The organism is Zoogloea sp. (genome assembly GCF_028693495.1).
In the GTDB taxonomy this organism is placed as follows: domain Bacteria; phylum Pseudomonadota; class Gammaproteobacteria; order Burkholderiales; family Rhodocyclaceae; genus Zoogloea.
In genome coordinates, this window is sequence record NZ_JAQUVG010000017.1 from 25,754 (window position 1) to 40,396 (window position 14,643).

General features: G+C 58.3%; 16 protein-coding genes. 11 read left to right on the forward strand and 5 right to left on the reverse strand.

Translation table 11 applies throughout. The annotated features are described in order from the left end of the window. Window positions 1–10: 10 nt before the first annotated feature. Window positions 11–484 carry an SRPBCC family protein gene (locus tag PHD22_RS04805; RefSeq protein ID WP_299863052.1) on the reverse strand — a complete coding sequence of 158 codons (474 nt, stop codon included), beginning with the start codon at window positions 482–484 and terminating at the stop codon, window positions 11–13. 28 nt (window positions 485–512) lie between these two features. Beyond that, window positions 513–1,418 (reverse strand): DMT family transporter, encoded by a 906-nt coding sequence (locus tag PHD22_RS04810; RefSeq protein WP_299863055.1) that lies wholly within the window; start codon window positions 1,416–1,418, stop codon window positions 513–515. Window positions 1,419–2,147: 729 nt separating this feature from the next. Here PHD22_RS04810 and earP point away from each other — a divergent pair. The 4 genes from earP (at window position 2,148) to PHD22_RS04830 (ending at window position 4,991) form a co-directional block, all read left to right on the forward strand. After that, complete coding sequence (gene earP / locus PHD22_RS04815) at window positions 2,148–3,287, forward strand: elongation factor P maturation arginine rhamnosyltransferase EarP (protein ID WP_299863058.1); 1,140 nt, start codon at window positions 2,148–2,150, stop codon at window positions 3,285–3,287. A gap of 58 nt (window positions 3,288–3,345) precedes the next feature. Further along, the gene (efp, locus tag PHD22_RS04820; RefSeq protein WP_299863062.1) at window positions 3,346–3,906 is read left to right on the forward strand and encodes an elongation factor P; all 561 of its coding nucleotides are present in this window, start codon (window positions 3,346–3,348) and stop codon (window positions 3,904–3,906) included. Between the two features lie 131 nt (window positions 3,907–4,037). After that, window positions 4,038–4,376, forward strand: a complete 339-nt coding sequence (locus PHD22_RS04825) for a hypothetical protein (protein ID WP_299863065.1) — start codon at window positions 4,038–4,040, stop codon at window positions 4,374–4,376. A gap of 69 nt (window positions 4,377–4,445) precedes the next feature. Continuing rightward, on the forward strand, window positions 4,446–4,991 hold the full coding sequence (locus PHD22_RS04830) for a YaeQ family protein (RefSeq protein ID WP_299863068.1): 546 nt from the start codon (window positions 4,446–4,448) through the stop codon (window positions 4,989–4,991). Window positions 4,992–5,029: 38 nt separating this feature from the next. On the opposite strand, the gene PHD22_RS04835 is transcribed toward PHD22_RS04830, so the two are convergent. The 3 genes from PHD22_RS04835 to PHD22_RS04845 are packed head-to-tail and all read right to left on the reverse strand — an operon-like array spanning window position 5,030 to window position 9,371. Beyond that, on the reverse strand, window positions 5,030–6,904 hold the full coding sequence (locus PHD22_RS04835; protein ID WP_299863071.1) for an MFS transporter: 1,875 nt from the start codon (window positions 6,902–6,904) through the stop codon (window positions 5,030–5,032). Window positions 6,905–6,909: 5 nt separating this feature from the next. Beyond that, window positions 6,910–9,051 (reverse strand): bifunctional acyl-ACP--phospholipid O-acyltransferase/long-chain-fatty-acid--ACP ligase, encoded by a 2,142-nt coding sequence (gene aas / locus PHD22_RS04840; RefSeq protein WP_299863074.1) that lies wholly within the window; start codon window positions 9,049–9,051, stop codon window positions 6,910–6,912. An 8-nt stretch (window positions 9,052–9,059) separates the two neighbouring features. Next, on the reverse strand, window positions 9,060–9,371 hold the full coding sequence (locus tag PHD22_RS04845) for a metalloregulator ArsR/SmtB family transcription factor (protein WP_299863076.1): 312 nt from the start codon (window positions 9,369–9,371) through the stop codon (window positions 9,060–9,062). A gap of 196 nt (window positions 9,372–9,567) precedes the next feature. Here PHD22_RS04845 and PHD22_RS04850 point away from each other — a divergent pair, with 196 nt between their 5' ends. The 7 genes from PHD22_RS04850 (at window position 9,568) to atpG (ending at window position 14,546) form a co-directional block, all read left to right on the forward strand. Further along, on the forward strand, window positions 9,568–9,909 hold the full coding sequence (locus PHD22_RS04850) for an ATP synthase subunit I (protein ID WP_299863079.1): 342 nt from the start codon (window positions 9,568–9,570) through the stop codon (window positions 9,907–9,909). 2 nt (window positions 9,910–9,911) lie between these two features. After that, window positions 9,912–10,745, forward strand: coding sequence for a F0F1 ATP synthase subunit A (gene atpB, locus PHD22_RS04855; protein WP_299863082.1), 834 nt, complete (start codon window positions 9,912–9,914; stop codon window positions 10,743–10,745). Between the two features lie 65 nt (window positions 10,746–10,810). Further along, window positions 10,811–11,056, forward strand: a complete 246-nt coding sequence (atpE, locus tag PHD22_RS04860) for a F0F1 ATP synthase subunit C (protein ID WP_079434620.1) — start codon at window positions 10,811–10,813, stop codon at window positions 11,054–11,056. 35 nt (window positions 11,057–11,091) lie between these two features. Beyond that, window positions 11,092–11,565 (forward strand): F0F1 ATP synthase subunit B, encoded by a 474-nt coding sequence (locus PHD22_RS04865; protein ID WP_299863089.1) that lies wholly within the window; start codon window positions 11,092–11,094, stop codon window positions 11,563–11,565. Between the two features lie 3 nt (window positions 11,566–11,568). Next, the gene (locus PHD22_RS04870; protein WP_299863092.1) at window positions 11,569–12,105 is read left to right on the forward strand and encodes a F0F1 ATP synthase subunit delta; all 537 of its coding nucleotides are present in this window, start codon (window positions 11,569–11,571) and stop codon (window positions 12,103–12,105) included. Between the two features lie 11 nt (window positions 12,106–12,116). Next, complete coding sequence (gene atpA, locus PHD22_RS04875) at window positions 12,117–13,655, forward strand: F0F1 ATP synthase subunit alpha (protein ID WP_299863095.1); 1,539 nt, start codon at window positions 12,117–12,119, stop codon at window positions 13,653–13,655. A 21-nt stretch (window positions 13,656–13,676) separates the two neighbouring features. Then, window positions 13,677–14,546, forward strand: coding sequence for a F0F1 ATP synthase subunit gamma (atpG, locus tag PHD22_RS04880; protein WP_299863097.1), 870 nt, complete (start codon window positions 13,677–13,679; stop codon window positions 14,544–14,546). The last annotated feature ends 97 nt before the right edge of the window (window positions 14,547–14,643 follow it).

Genomic DNA, 14,643 nt, shown 5'->3' on the forward strand with positions numbered 1-14,643 from the left:
CCAGGCTGACCTACTGAGGCCGACCATTGAGGGCGATCATACGAATAGCACGGGCGGTGTCCAGATCCGACTGCCGGTAAGCTGACTTGACGAATTCCGAGACCTGCACCCCCTCATTGCTGGTAATCCCCTCCGGCAGGGAGGTCTCATAGGTAAACCGCAGAAAGATCTGCCCATCCTCCGGCTCTTCGATCCGGATGGTGAGTTGACCACCAGCGTGCTCCCCGTTGGCAGCCGACTCGAAGCACAACCAGACCTGCTCCATGAAGGTCACCGTATCGCGGATACTCACCTGCCCGAAATGCAGAAGACGCTCTACCCGGGCAGCAGACGAGGAAAGGATCTCGCACCGTTCAAGACCTGGCAGAAAAATGCCAGGTTCATGCACCCGGTAAAACAACGCATCCCATACCTGACGGCGGTTGAGGGTCTCGATCAGCGGATTATGGGGATCATTGATCTCGATGAGATGTTCAAAATGCAAGGCGTACTCCAGCGCTAGGCCCCGCAGTCTAGCGTTTCTTGAAGCCAGTCGTCAGCCAGATGCCACTCAGAATCAGCCCAATCCCGAAAAAATGATAGATCCGGGGGATTTCATCCAGGAAAAACATGGCCAGGAGGGTACTGAAAGCGGGCATCAGGTGAATGAAGAGCCCGGCAGTGGAGGGTCCCACTTCTCCCACCGCCCGATTGTAAAAAACGTATCCCAGGAAAGCAGGGAAAACACCCGTGTAGACCACACCGGCGACTGCGCCAGGTGTTAACTGGACAGGTCGTCCCTCCATCAGCTCCCAGACGCACAGAGGCGCCAGGAGCATCAGGCCGATCGCCGTAAGCACCGCAAGCAGGGCCATTGGGTGTAAGCCAGCTGGCCGCCATCGTAGCCCGATTGTGTAAAGCGCCCAGGACAGGACGGCTGCCAGCATCCACAAATCCCCCGCGTTCAGGCTGAGTCCTGCCAGAACGGTCATATCTCCCCGGCTGATGATGGTCATCACTCCGGCAAACGACAAGGTAACGCCAATGGACTCCAGGGCGCTCGCCCGATGTCCCATGAACCAGCTGATGGCAATGATGGCGATGGGGATGAAGGAGTTCAACAGGGCGGCATTGGTTGCCGTGGTATGAACCAGGGCAATGTAGGCCAGGGTGTTGTAGGCACCGACACCAAGTACGCCCAGCACCATCAGGATGGTCCACTTGCTCCTCGACAGGCCTTTCAGTGTGTGGAGATGGGGCCAGGCGAAAGGAAGGGTCAGCAGGAAGGCCAGAATCCACCGCCCGAGGGCCAGTGTCATGGGAGGTACGACTTCCCTGAGTCCTCGCCCCACAACCATGTTCCCTGACCAGAACAGTACGGTGAGGGTTAACAGTAAGTAAGGATGAGTCAGGAAACGAGGATGGCAACGTTCGGACATGACAGAGCCTGAAGGCTGGATGGCTCTTGATTATGGCCGAGCATGCTTGTCTTTGATCTTGGGAGCAACCCTTATGGCGGACCTGCCCGTGGCATCCATCTGTTTCAGCTTGTTTTGTATATGTTTTTATTTATATATATAAGACTATGTTAACTATGCACCTGACTTTTCTGTGGATAACTACTTAAATTTCTTTTAATTCAATAGCTTAATAACTGTAAAAAGCTCTGGAAAAGGATCGGGACAAGCTTGGGAGGAAATGGGGAGGATTTTTTGCCCAGGTGCTGAAACGACAGTTGTCCACATTTTGCTGGACAGTAAACGAGCGGCTTATGCACAGATTCAGTTTCAGCAGAATGTTGGCAGAAGTGTCTTTGCAACGGGATCGGGGTATTCCTGCCTGGTGTGTGAAGAGATCAGTTCAGACCTTTTCAGGGTTTCTGGGGCCCGTCATTGATTCAATGTGTTTGTGTACTTCTTTTATGTATACATAAATACTGTTAACAACAATGCTCGGGCTGTTTCTGTGGATAAGTAGTTTTTTTTAAATAAAATCAATTGTTTAAATCGTTGATAAGGCTGTCGGAAAAGGGTGGGACTGGATGTGTGTGATTTGTTGAGGAAATTTTGCCTCGTCTAAAACAGGGGCTTTGTGCACAATTTGAGTGCTTTCTTTTCCCAGATTTATCCCCAGACGTGTCATTCCTCCGGTCATCCTTGCCTCCCGTGATGTCCTTGCAACCCCGTTGGGACATTTTTTGTCCGGTAGTGGATAATTTTGGCGACGTAGGTGTCTGCTGGCGCCTGGCGCGTCAGCTGGCCCGGGAAGAAGGGATTGCACCGCGCCTGTGGGTCGATGATCTGGCCAGTGCCCGTCGTCTGATTCCCTCGCTGCCTTCCAATGCCCTCTGTCATCTGGTGGAAGGGGTGGAAATCCGCAGCTGGCAGACCTGCTTTCCCCTTGTGGAGCCGGGTCCAGTGGTCATTGCCGCTTTTGCGGCGACGCTTCCGGAGGGTTTCCTGGAGGCCATGGCGGGCTGTGTACCGCCGCCCCGCTGGATCAATCTGGAATACCTGAGCGCCGAGGATTGGGTTGCCGGTTGCCATCGTTTGCCCTCTCCCCACCCTCGGCTGCCTTTGGTGCAGCACTTTTTCTTTCCAGGTTTCGATCGTTTCACCGGTGGCTTGCTGAGGGAAGGGGACTACGCCTGGAGACGTTCGGCCTTCCAGGAGAGTGTTTTTCTAAAGGCTGGGGGCATTCCCTCACGTCAGCCTGGTGAACTCTTCATTTCATTGTTTTGTTATGAAAATCCTGCTCTTCAGGGGCTGCTTTCAGCCTGGGGCCAGGGGCCAGGGCGGGTCACCTGCCTGGTCCCCGAGGGGCGCGCCCTGCCAGATATTTGCGACTTTTTTGGTATCAGTGCTCTGAAGGCTGGGGACAGGCTCACGAAAGACCATCTTGTGGTTCATGTCCTGCCCTTTGTCGAACAGACCCGATACGACGAGTTGTTATGGGCCTGCGACCTGAATTTCGTGCGTGGTGAGGATTCCTTTGTGCGTGCCCAGTGGGCTGAAAAGCCCTTTGTCTGGCACATTTATCGCCAGGAAGACGAGGCCCACCTGAAAAAGCTGGCTGCTTTCCTGTCCCGGTTCTGCGCAGGGCTTGACCCGGAAGTGCGTTCAGTACTGCAAACCTTCTGGGTAGCCTGGAATCAGGGGGACGGGCAGGCCGTGGTTGCATCCTGGCCTGCCTTCAGGAAAGCCTTGGCTGCTCTTGCCGCTCATGGAGAAGCCTGGTCGGCCCGTCTTCAGCTTATGGAAAGCCTCTCTGCTCAGCTGGTGCGTTTTTGCAAAGATGGGATAGAATGAGAAGTTAACTATTTACCGTGGCACGTGCCGCGCAATCAACAGCTCAGCAGGAAAAAGCATGAAAACCGCAATGGAACTCCGCTCCGGCAACGTGATCATGGTGGGTAGCGATGCCCTCGTGGTGCAGAAGGCCGAATACAACAAATCCGGCCGTAACGCTGCCGTCGTCAAGATGAAGCTCAAGAACCTGCTTACCGGTGCGCCGTCCGAGTCGGTTTATAAGGCTGATGACAAGTTCGAAGTTGTGGTTCTCGATCGCAAGGAAGTGACTTACTCCTACTTTGCTGACCCGATGTATGTGTTCATGGATGCCGACTACGAGCAGTACGAAGTCGAGGCCGAAAACATGACCGATGCCCTCAAGTACCTGATTGACGGGATGCCTTGCGAAGTGGTGTTCTTCAACGGCAAGGCCATCTCTGTAGAGTTGCCTAATTCGGTGGTCCGCGAAGTGGAATACACTGAACCTGCAGTCAAGGGTGACACGTCTGGCAAGGTTCTGAAGCCTGCCCGCATTGCCCCGAGTGGCTTCGAGCTTTCCGTCCCGGCTTTCGTCGAAATTGGTGACAAGATCGAGATCGACACCCGCACTGACGAGTACCGGAACCGCGTCAAGTAAGCTGTTTCCTGTCTGCTGGCACCTGAAGGGCCCTCATCGGGCCCTTCAGATTTTTGGGTTTGTCATCTTTCCTTATCCCGTCTGCGTTACTGTAAGACGACCATTCCCCACTTTTTCAGGAGATTTCCCAGATGACTACCCGTGTTCTCGTCCTTGCTGCCCTCATCGCCCTTGGTGTAACTGCCTGCTCCAAGAAGGAAGAAGCGCCTGCTGCAGTACCCGCTCCGGTTGTCGATGCGGTCAAGGAAGCAGCCAGCAAAGCTCAGGAAGCTGCTGAGGCAACCAAGGAAGCCGCGGGTGCAGCTACTGAAGCAGGCAAGGAGGTTGCAGCCGAGAAGGCTGAAGTGGCAAAAGAAGCTGCCCAGGATGCTGTCGCCGCTGCCAAGGAAGCGGGCAAGGAGGCAGTTGCTGCCGCGGCAGATGCCACCAAGGAAGCCGCAGAAAAAGCCAAGGCAGCCGTCGGCAAGTAAAATCCGGCTGGCCTGCTCTGTAATCCGGGCCTCTGGCCCGGTTTTTCGTTCACTGACCGGATTTCACCCATGGCTCTTAAATCCACCATTTTCCGTGCCACTCTTGCTGTTTCCGACCTGGATCGCGGCTATTTTGGCGAGCACGTGCTGACGATTGCCCGTCATCCCTCGGAAACCGACGAACGGATGATGATCCGGGTACTGGCTTTCGCCCTGCACGCAGCCGAGTATCTGGAGTTTGGTAAGGGAATCTCGTCTGAAGACGAGCCAGCCCTGTGGCAAAAGGATGATACCGGCCGGATCCTCCGGTGGATCGAGGTGGGTCTGCCCGATGAAAGACTCCTGAGGCGGGCAGCAGGGCGGGCCGACGAGGTCTTCGTACTGGCCTATGGGGGGCGGGTTGTGGATATCTGGTGGCAGAAGGATGCCGCCACTCTGGCCAGGCTCGGTAACCTCAGGATCATGTCGATCAGCCAGGAGGATTCGCGGGCTCTGGCTGCCCTGGCTGAGCGCAACATGAGCCTCAGTTGCACCATTCAGGATGGTCAGATCTGGTTTTCAGCCGGGGAGACCACCCTCAGCCTGACCCTGCAAACGGTGTATCCGCCTGCCTGAGTTTCCTTTTGCTTCCGCGTGAGCGGCATCGTTTATTTTCACTTGCCCCGCAGTTCTGTCACCCGGGTCTGGAGTATCTCCAGGCTGACGGTTGAAGGATTCAGGGCAGGTCCGCCGATCAGTTCGATCTGGTTAAGCAGACCACACCTCGGCAACCGCCTGGAGGCTGAGCCGTCCCCTCGGGAAAGCGTGCTGCGCCACAGGCCGCGCAGTGCCAGGGGCACGACAGGCACCGGGTTGGCCTTCAGTATCCGGGTGATACCCGGCTGAAAAGGGCCGATTTTCCCATCGGAAGTGATCCTCCCTTCCGGAAAAATCCCTACCAGTTCGCCTGCAGCCAGAGCTGAGGATGCTTCGGTGAAGGCGGCTTTCATCATTGCCGGGTCTTCCTTGGCCGGGGCGATGGGTATGACACGGCTGTGGCGGAAGAAAAAAGCAAGTATTGGCCAGCGGAAGATCCTGTGGCTCATCACGAAGCGGATTGGCCGGGGGCAGGCTGCGGTGATCACCAAGGCATCCACGAAGCTCACGTGATTGCACACCAGGATGGCGGGTCCCTCCGCCGGGATATGTTCGAGGCCCCGGGTGCGCAGACGGTACACGCTGTGGATAAGTAGCCAGACAATGAAGCGCAGCAGGAATTCAGGGGCCTGTCTGTAAATGTACAGGGCCACGGCGGCGTTCATCAGGGCTGCTATCCCGAACAGTATCGGCAGTGAAAGACCGGCGCTCAGCAGGCTTCCTGCTGCCAGGGCTCCAGCGACCATGAACAGTGCGTTCAGGATGTTGTTGGCGGCAATGATCCGGGCCCGCTGTTCAGGGGCAGAGCGGCTCTGCATCATGGCGTAAAGTGGGACGATGAAGAATCCTCCGAAAACTCCCAGCATCATCAGGGCAACCAGAATCCGGAGTGTTCCAGGCCCGGCGAGTACATCCCCGATGGCCATGGAAGTGACGCTGGGTATGACCGTGGGGGATGCCCACGCCAGATCCAGTCCGAACAAGGTCAGCCCGATGGAGCCAAAGGGCACCAGTCCGATTTCCAGATGCCCTCCGGAGAGTTTTTCACAGAGGAGGGAGCCCACTCCAATACCCACTGTGAAAGTAGCCAGGAGCAGGGTGACGGTGCCTTCCCCCCCGCCCAGCAGGGTCTTGGCGTAGGCCGGAAACTGGGCCAGGAACAGGGCACCGTAGAGCCAGAACCAGGAGATGCCCAGGATGGCCAGGAATACGCTGCGGTTCTGCCGCGCAAAGGCGATGTTCCGCCAGGTCTCGGTCAGAGGGTTTGGATTGATTTTCAGGCCAGGCGCAGGGGCTGGCGCTGGCGGAATATGCCGGCTGCTCAGGTAGCCGGCCACGGCTACGGTCATGCCGCCACCGGCGATCCATAGCGCCCCCTGCTCTGCTGCCGCGAGCAGACCACCAGTCAGGGTTCCGAGCAGGATCGCCACGAAGGTGCCCGCTTCTACCAGTGCGTTGCCTCCCACCAGTTCGTCCGGCTTCAGGTGCTGGGGCAGCAGGGCGTACTTAACTGGCCCGAACAGCGTCGAGTGGCAGCCCAGCAGGAACAGTGCGCCGAACAGGATGATCAGGCTGTGGGCGAGGAAGCCTGTCAGGGCGACACCCATGATCCCGATTTCCAGAAGCTTGACCAGCCGGGTCAGTGCCGCCTTGTCGTACTTGTCCGCCAGTTGCCCGGCGCTGGCCGAGAACAGGAAGAAGGGAAGGATGAAGATCCCGCCAGCCAGATTGGCCAGGAGTGCGGGATCCAGGGGTGTCCAGCGGGCCGCCTGGAAGGTGAGCAGAACGACCAGCGCGTTCTTGAACAGGTTGTCGTTGAAGGCTCCCAGAAACTGGGTAAGGAAGAAGGGGCGGAAGCGGTGGGTGGCCAGGAGCCGGAATTGATTGGTCATGGCTTTCAGGCTCCTTCGGCCCACGTCTTCAGGGTGACATAATCGGTCTTGCCCGTCCCCAGCAAGGGGAGTCCATCCACCGGGATGATTCTGCGTGGTACTGCGATCTCCGGCCAGCCACCGGTTCGCGCGGCGGCCTGGAGGGTTTCCCGGGTCAGATCAGGGTCGGTACTGAAGAGCAGGATGCTCTCGCCCCGGGAGGGATCCGTCCGGGTGGTGGCGCCGTGGCTGGCGTGGGGTGAGGCGCTGGTGGCCAGTTTCTCCACGGACTCCAGGGAAACCATCTCGCCTGCCACTTTGGCAAAACGCTTGACCCGGCCAACGATCTTCACGAATCCCTCGTCATCCACTTCGACCACATCCCCTGTTTCGTACCAGCCCTCTCCGACGGTAGATGCAGGGGGATGCAACAGGCCTGGATCCTCCACCCGCAGATAACCCGACATCAGATTGGGTCCCTTCACGTGAAGCATGCCGCCGCTGGCAATGCCAGGGACCGGAAGCAGTGTTGTCTGGATGCCCGGCAGGAATTGGCCTACGGTACCGCTGCGGTAGGCCATCGGCGTGTTGACGGCCAGTACGGGGGCCGTTTCGGTGGCTCCGTAGCCTTCAAGGATGCGCAGACCGAATTTCTCGAACCATAGATCCCTGACTGATGGGGACAGTTTTTCGGCACCGGCGATCACGTAGCGCAGGCGGTAGAAATCGTAGGGGTGGGCAAATTTCGCGTAGTTGCCCAGGAAGGTGCTGGTCCCCAGCAGAACCGTGCAGTTGCGATCATAGGCAAGCTCGGGGATGACCCGGTAATGGAGGGGCGAGGGGTAGAGGAAGACCCGGGCACCCGTCAATACCGGTAGCAGGCCGCCGGCCGTCAGTCCGAAGGAATGGAACAAGGGGAGTGCATTGAGGATCTTGTCGTCGATGGAAAAATCCACCACTGCGCGAATCTGGGCCACATTGGCGAGAAGGGCCCGATGGGAGAGCACCACACCTTTGGGCTTGCCTTCCGACCCCGAGGTGAACAGCACCACGGCGGGATCTTCCGGGGAGCCCAGCCCCAGGGCCAGGCCGGGAAAGGGAAGTGCCCACAGCATCAGCCACAGCCTGTCGCCGATGGACAACGCTGCCCGCAGGTCCTCGAGCCACAAGATGCGTACGTTTTCGAGTGCAGCCAGCTTGTCTCCCAGTTTCGCTTGTTCCACGAAGGCCCGGGAAGTGATGATGGTCCGGATCCGGGCCGCCGTCAGGGCTGCCTGAATGCCGTCTACTCCGGCGGTGTAGTTGAGCATCGCGGCGGTGCGGCGGTGGGCCGACAAGCCGAAAACCAGCGCCAGGGTCGGTGCGAGGTTGGGCAGCAGCAGGCCGACGGATTCCCCGGGCTGGCTTTGTCGGGCGCTCAGTCTGCCCAAGGCCAGGCTCATCTTGATCAGGTCACGATAGCTGTACTCCGTCTGCCGGAGATCCTCCAGCAGCCGGCGGCTCCTTCCCTGGATTCGGGCCGCATCAAGCAGTGTCTCGAACAGGGTCAGGTTCGGACGTGTGGCGAAGATCATTTCCTGCATCAGCCGGCGCATTTCTTCCCCCGCCTTGCGGCGGCGCTGACGGGCGGACCCAGCAACGGGCATGGGAATGTGGGTGCTTGGCAGGATGGACAGGCTGATCCGGGGGAACAGACGACGGGGCACGTGGGCCGACAGACGGGAGAAATAGGTCCTTGCTGCGCCGTCGATGCGCACGGGCAGGATCGTCGCTCCGGTCTTGGCGGCTACAAAAGCGGGGCCATCGTAGGTTTTCATCAGGCTGCCGGTGGTGGTGATGCGTCCTTCCGGGAAGATCACAACGGGTCGGCCAGCCTCGATCAGCCGGATCACCTTTTTCATGGCCATCGGGCTGGTGGGATCCACGGCCAGATAATCCACCAGCGACAGCACGGCCTTGAAGAGTGGATTGCCCAAGACCCCCGTATGCACCACAAAAACCGGATCCAGGGGCAGAAAGAGGCCCAGGAGCAGTCCGTCCAGAAAGGACTCATGATTGGCGACCACCAGGAGGCGGGGGCTCCGGCCCGGAATCTGGCCCTGCATCCGGACCCGGAACAGCAGGGAAGCGGCGATCCGCAGGATCGTCTTCAGGAGAGTCCGCAGCATGTCCAGGTTCAGAGATCGTTGTGAAGGTAGGTGGTCACGCGAACGAAGGCTTCCTCCAGGAAGTGCTTGTTCACCGAGTAGTAGATCTCCTTGCCCTCCCTTTCGGAGCGCAGCACGCCTGCCTGCCGGAGAACCTTCAAGTGATGGGAAACCGTTGAGCGAGCGAGTGTGGAGACCTGGGCGATCTGTCCCACGTTGAGGCGTTCGCCAGGCTCGAAGGTGAGCAGCATGCGCTGACGGTGTTCATCACCAAGGGCTGTGAAAACGGCTGCAATGTCGCGCCAGGCGCTGGGGATTGATCGAGAGTAATCCTTATTCATATCGATCATCTTCGATATGTATTTTTGGTCTGTCAAGCAGGTGGCTCGAAGGCTGGAATGGAAGCCTGCTGGATCAATGCCCTGTCCCGTTTTGTTGCAGTGCCGCGATGATTGACATTCCTGCGGTTAACCCCTACCATCCACACGTTTTTAGTACGGCGGACGGCGCATTACCCGGCGTGCCACGCAGAGAGCCATGTTTAAAGCGGTATACCTGCAGATAGGCGCGACAATACTGGCGGCAGCGATCGCCGGATTGATATCAGGGACGCGCGGTGCGTTGTCGGCGGCGTTGGGAGGCGCAGCCTGTACACTTCCCAATTTGCTGTTCGCCATTCGCCTGTCTCTGGTTTCCAGAAGGCCGGCTGCGTCGTACCCGATCGAGTTTTTCGTTGGCGAGTTCTTGAAGATCGCGTCAACCGTAGGATTGTTGGCGACCGTTCAATTCGCGTATCCAGACGTCCATTGGTTGGCGTTGTTTGCCGGGTTGATCGTGGCGCTTAAGGCGAATTTGTTTGCATTTTTGGTGAAGACCTGACCATGAGCACTGGTACCGAAGCACACGCCCCGACCGCGGGTGAATACATCGTCCACCACCTGACCCACCTCAACTCCACCGGTCACGCGCAAACCGCGATCATCGACTGGAGTGTCTGGAACCTGGATACCCTCTTCTTTTCCATTGGCCTGGGTGTCGTCACCCTGCTGATCCTGATCAAGGCCGCCAATGGTGCGACCTCCGGTGTTCCTGGTCGTTTTCAGGCTGCCATCGAGATTCTGGTCGAGATGGTGGCTGATCAGGCCAAAGGCATCGTCCATAGCGCTGAATCCCGCAAGTTTGTTGCTCCTGTTGCCCTGACGGTGTTCTTCTGGATCTTCCTGATGAACTCCATGGACTTCCTGCCGGTTGATCTGCTGCCGCGTATTGGTGAGATGTTCGGTCTGCATTACATGCGCGTCGTTCCCACCGCTGATCTCAATGGCACCCTCGGCATGTCCATCGGCGTGCTGCTGATCTGCCTCTACTACAACATCAAGATCAAGGGCTTCGGCGGCTGGATTCACGAACTTTTCACCGCCCCCTTCGGCTCTCACCCGTTGCTCTATCCGATCAACTTCCTGATGCAGATGATCGAGTTTCTGGCCAAGACCGTTTCCCACGGCATGCGACTGTTCGGCAATATGTACGCCGGTGAACTGGTCTTCATGCTGATCGCGCTGATGGGCGGTACCGCCACTGTGTTCGGTTTCCTCGGTCACATCGTTGCCGGGTCCATCTGGGCGGTCTTCCATATCCTGATTGTCGCCCTGCAGGCCTTCATCTTCATGATGCTGACCCTGGTATATATCGGGCAGGCTCACGAAAGCCACTAAGTAGTTTCAAGGTTCAAGCAGTCGTTTCGGTTTCAATTTAAATCATCTCAACTAAAGGAGTAGTCATGGAACACGTTCTCGGTTTTGTTGCTCTGGCCGCCGGTCTGATCATCGGTCTGGGTGCTATCGGTGCCTGTATCGGTATCGGCATCATGGGTAGCAAGTACCTGGAAGCTTCTGCTCGCCAGCCCGAGCTGATGAATGCCCTGCAGACCAAGATGTTCCTGCTGGCCGGCCTGATCGACGCCGCCTTCCTGATTGGTGTCGGTATCGCCATGATGTTCGCGTTCGCCAACCCGTTCAAGATCTAAGTTTCGCGGCTCAACCTGACTAAAGGAAGATAACCGTGAATCTGAACGCAACCCTGGTAGCCCAGCTCGTTGTGTTCTTCATTCTGGCGTGGGTCACGATGAAATTCGTGTGGCCCCCCATTGTGAAGGCACTTGACGAGCGCGCGAAGAAAGTCGCTGACGGGCTTGCGGCTGCGGACAAGGCGAAGAATGACCTCGCCCTCGCCGAGAAGAAAGTCGTTGAAGAGCTGCGCAAGGCGCGCGAGTCCGCTACGGACGTGCGTGCTTCTGCTGAAAAGCAGGCTGCAGTGTTCCTCGATGAAGCTCGTGCCGAAGCCGCCCGAATCATTGCCCAGGCCCGCGAAGCCGCCGAAGCCGAAGCTGGCGTCGCTGCCCAGCGTGCCAAGGAAGCCCTGCGTGATCAGGTCGCCCAACTCGCTGTCGCTGGCGCCGAGAAGATTCTCCGTAAGGAAATCAATGCTCAGGCCCATGCGGACCTGCTGGCCAACCTGAAACAGGAACTTCAATAAGCCATGGCCGAGAACGTCACCATCGCACGCCCCTATGCTGAAGCGGCATTTCAGCTCGCTTCCGCGGGCAATGCGCTGGGGCCTTGGTCGGAAGCACTAGGTCGGCTGGCGGCTATCGCCGCCGATCCGCAAATGGGGGATTGCATCAGCGATCCCAAGCTCCAGCCTGCACAACTGGCCGGGCTTTTCCTCGACGTCGCTGGAACCACACTGTCTGCTGAACAGCAGAACTATGTGCGTGTTCTGGTCGAAAACGAGCGTCTGCAAGTGCTTCCCGAGATCCGTGACCTGTTCGTTGCCCTAAAGAACGAACATGAAGGTGTCAAGGAGGCGAACATCGCCTCCGCTTTTCCCATGGACGATGCCACGCTGAAAACGCTCGTTGCTGACCTGGAAGCTCGCTTCAAGGCCAGACTCAACGTGACTGTCAGCGTCGACCCCGAGTTGATCGGTGGGGTCAAGATCGTCGTTGGGGATGAAGTCATCGACGCCTCGGTCCGCGGCAAGCTCGCGAACATGGCCGCCGCGCTAAAGAACTAGGAGCATAAGCTATGCAACTCAACCCCTCTGAAATCAGTGACCTGATCAAGAGTCGGATTCAGAACCTGCAGCTGTCCGCGAATGCCCGCACCGAGGGTACCGTGGTTTCAGTGACCGACGGTATCTGCCGTGTTCACGGCCTTTCCGATGCCATGCAGGGCGAAATGCTGGAATTCCCCGGCAACGTCTTTGGCCTCGCCATGAACCTCGAGCGCGACTCCGTCGGCGCCGTGGTCCTGGGTGAATACGAAGGCATCTCCGAAGGCGATACCGTCAAGTGCACGGGCCGCATTCTGGAAGTTCCGGTTGGTCCGGAACTGCTCGGTCGTGTGGTCAATTCCCTCGGCCAGCCGATCGACGGCAAGGGTCCGATCAACGCCAAACTGTCCGAGCCGATCGAAAAGGTTGCTCCCGGCGTGATCTGGCGCAAGTCGGTGTCCCAGCCGGTGCAAACCGGCCTGAAGTCGGTGGACGCAATGGTTCCCGTTGGTCGTGGCCAGCGTGAGCTGATCATTGGTGACCGTCAGACGGGCAAGACTGCCGTCGCTGTTGACGCGATCATCAACCAGAAGGGCGAAGGCGTCCTGTGCATCTACGTGGCAGTCGGCCAGAAGGCTTCGACGGTTGCCAACGTGGTGCGCAAGCTTGAAGAGCACGGCGCACTGGAATACACCATTGTCGTTGCTGCCACCGCTTCCGAGTCCGCTGCGATGCAGTACATCGCTCCGTACTCCGGCTGCACTATGGGCGAGTACTTCCGCGACCGCGGTCAAGACGCCCTGATCGTTTATGACGATCTGACCAAGCAAGCCTGGGCTTACCGTCAGGTTTCCCTGCTGCTGCGTCGTCCCCCGGGCCGTGAAGCCTACCCCGGCGACGTGTTCTATCTGCACTCCCGTCTGCTCGAGCGCGCTGCCCGCGTGTCCGAGGAGTATGTCGAGAAATACACCAACGGTGAAGTCAAGGGCAAGACCGGTTCGCTGACCGCGCTCCCCGTGATCGAAACCCAGGCCGGCGACGTTTCCGCGTTCGTTCCGACCAACGTGATCTCGATTACCGACGGCCAGATCTTCCTGGAAACCGACCTCTTCAACGCAGGTATCCGTCCCGCCATCAACGCGGGTATTTCGGTGTCCCGCGTGGGTGGCGCTGCCCAGACCAAGGTCATCAAGAACCTCGGCGGCGGCGTGCGTCTGGCTCTTGCCCAGTATCGTGAGCTGGCTGCGTTCGCGCAGTTCGCTTCCGATCTGGACGAAGCAACCCGCAAGCAGCTCGAGCGCGGTCGTCTCGTTACCGAACTGATGAAGCAGCCGCAATACGCTCCGCTCAAGGTTTCGGAAATGGCGATCACGCTGTTCGCAGTCAATAAGGGTGCTTTCGACGATGTCGAGGTCAAGCGTGCCCTGGCTTGCGAAACTGCGCTGCACCAGTTCGTGAAGACCAAGGCTGCCGATCTGGTTGCCAAGATCGAGTCGACCAAGGTTCTGGATGGCGAAGGCGAGAAGCAGCTCTCGTCCGTCATCGAAGAATTCAAGAAGAGCTGGGCTTAACGCAGGCATACGGAGAGCGAAATGGCTAGCGGTAAAGAGATCCGTAACAAGATCAAGAGTGTCCAGAACACTAAAAAGATCACCAAGGCCATGGAGATGGTTGCTGCGTCCAAAATGCGGAAGGCTCAAGACCGCATGCGGGCAGCCCGTCCCTACGCCGAGAAGATCCGCCGTCTCGCCGCGAATCTGTCTGCAGCCAACATCACCGACTACAAGCATCCGTTCCTCGTCTCGAAGAACGATGTCAAGCGTGTTGGGCTGATCGTCGTAACGACCGATAAAGGTCTGTGCGGCGGCCTCAACACCAACACCTTGCGCACTGGGTTGAACGCGCTCAAGGATTGGGAAAGCAAGGGTGTCACCGATATTCGTGTGACCTGTATTGGCAACAAGGGGCTGGGTTTCATGCAGCGCCTGGGTGCCAAGATCGTCTCGCATGTCACCCAGCTCGGGGATACCCCCCATCTGGAAAAGCTGATCGGGCCTGTCAAGGTCATGATCGATGCCTTCCAGAATGGTGAGCTGGACGAAGTGCACCTTGTCTACTCCCGCTTCATCAATACGATGAAGCAGGAGTCCCAGCTTGAGCAGCTTCTCCCGCTGACCGGCGAGCGTCTCGGAACCCCGGAAGGGAACTGGGATTACCTCTACGAGCCGGATGCGCAGGTGGTGATCGACGAACTCCTGGTGCGCTATGTAGAAGCGCTGGTGTACCAGGCGGTCGCCGAAAACATGGCATCCGAACAGAGTGCCCGGATGGTGGCGATGAAGGCAGCCTCCGACAATGCAGGAAGCGTGATTGGTGAACTCCAGCTGGTCTACAACAAGACCCGCCAGGCCGCGATCACCAAGGAACTGTCCGAAATTGTCGGCGGCGCAGCCGCGGTGTAACGCTTTAACAAGTTTGGGGAAACGACGATGAGTCAAGGAACGATCGTTCAATGCATCGGCGCCGTGGTGGATGTGCAGTTCCCGCGCGACGCGATGC

Coding starts and splice junctions, on each gene's coding strand:
- PHD22_RS04810 (WP_299863055.1), bottom strand. CDS start 1,418: ATGTCCGAACGTTGCCATCCTCGTTTCCTGACTCATCCTTACTTACTG.
- earP (WP_299863058.1), top strand. CDS start 2,148: ATGTCCTTGCAACCCCGTTGGGACATTTTTTGTCCGGTAGTGGATAAT.
- efp (WP_299863062.1), top strand. CDS start 3,346: ATGAAAACCGCAATGGAACTCCGCTCCGGCAACGTGATCATGGTGGGT.
- PHD22_RS04825 (WP_299863065.1), top strand. CDS start 4,038: ATGACTACCCGTGTTCTCGTCCTTGCTGCCCTCATCGCCCTTGGTGTA.
- PHD22_RS04830 (WP_299863068.1), top strand. CDS start 4,446: ATGGCTCTTAAATCCACCATTTTCCGTGCCACTCTTGCTGTTTCCGAC.
- PHD22_RS04835 (WP_299863071.1), bottom strand. CDS start 6,904: ATGACCAATCAATTCCGGCTCCTGGCCACCCACCGCTTCCGCCCCTTC.
- aas (WP_299863074.1), bottom strand. CDS start 9,051: ATGCTGCGGACTCTCCTGAAGACGATCCTGCGGATCGCCGCTTCCCTG.
- PHD22_RS04845 (WP_299863076.1), bottom strand. CDS start 9,371: ATGAATAAGGATTACTCTCGATCAATCCCCAGCGCCTGGCGCGACATT.
- PHD22_RS04850 (WP_299863079.1), top strand. CDS start 9,568: ATGTTTAAAGCGGTATACCTGCAGATAGGCGCGACAATACTGGCGGCA.
- atpB (WP_299863082.1), top strand. CDS start 9,912: ATGAGCACTGGTACCGAAGCACACGCCCCGACCGCGGGTGAATACATC.
- atpE (WP_079434620.1), top strand. CDS start 10,811: ATGGAACACGTTCTCGGTTTTGTTGCTCTGGCCGCCGGTCTGATCATC.
- PHD22_RS04870 (WP_299863092.1), top strand. CDS start 11,569: ATGGCCGAGAACGTCACCATCGCACGCCCCTATGCTGAAGCGGCATTT.
- atpA (WP_299863095.1), top strand. CDS start 12,117: ATGCAACTCAACCCCTCTGAAATCAGTGACCTGATCAAGAGTCGGATT.
- atpG (WP_299863097.1), top strand. CDS start 13,677: ATGGCTAGCGGTAAAGAGATCCGTAACAAGATCAAGAGTGTCCAGAAC.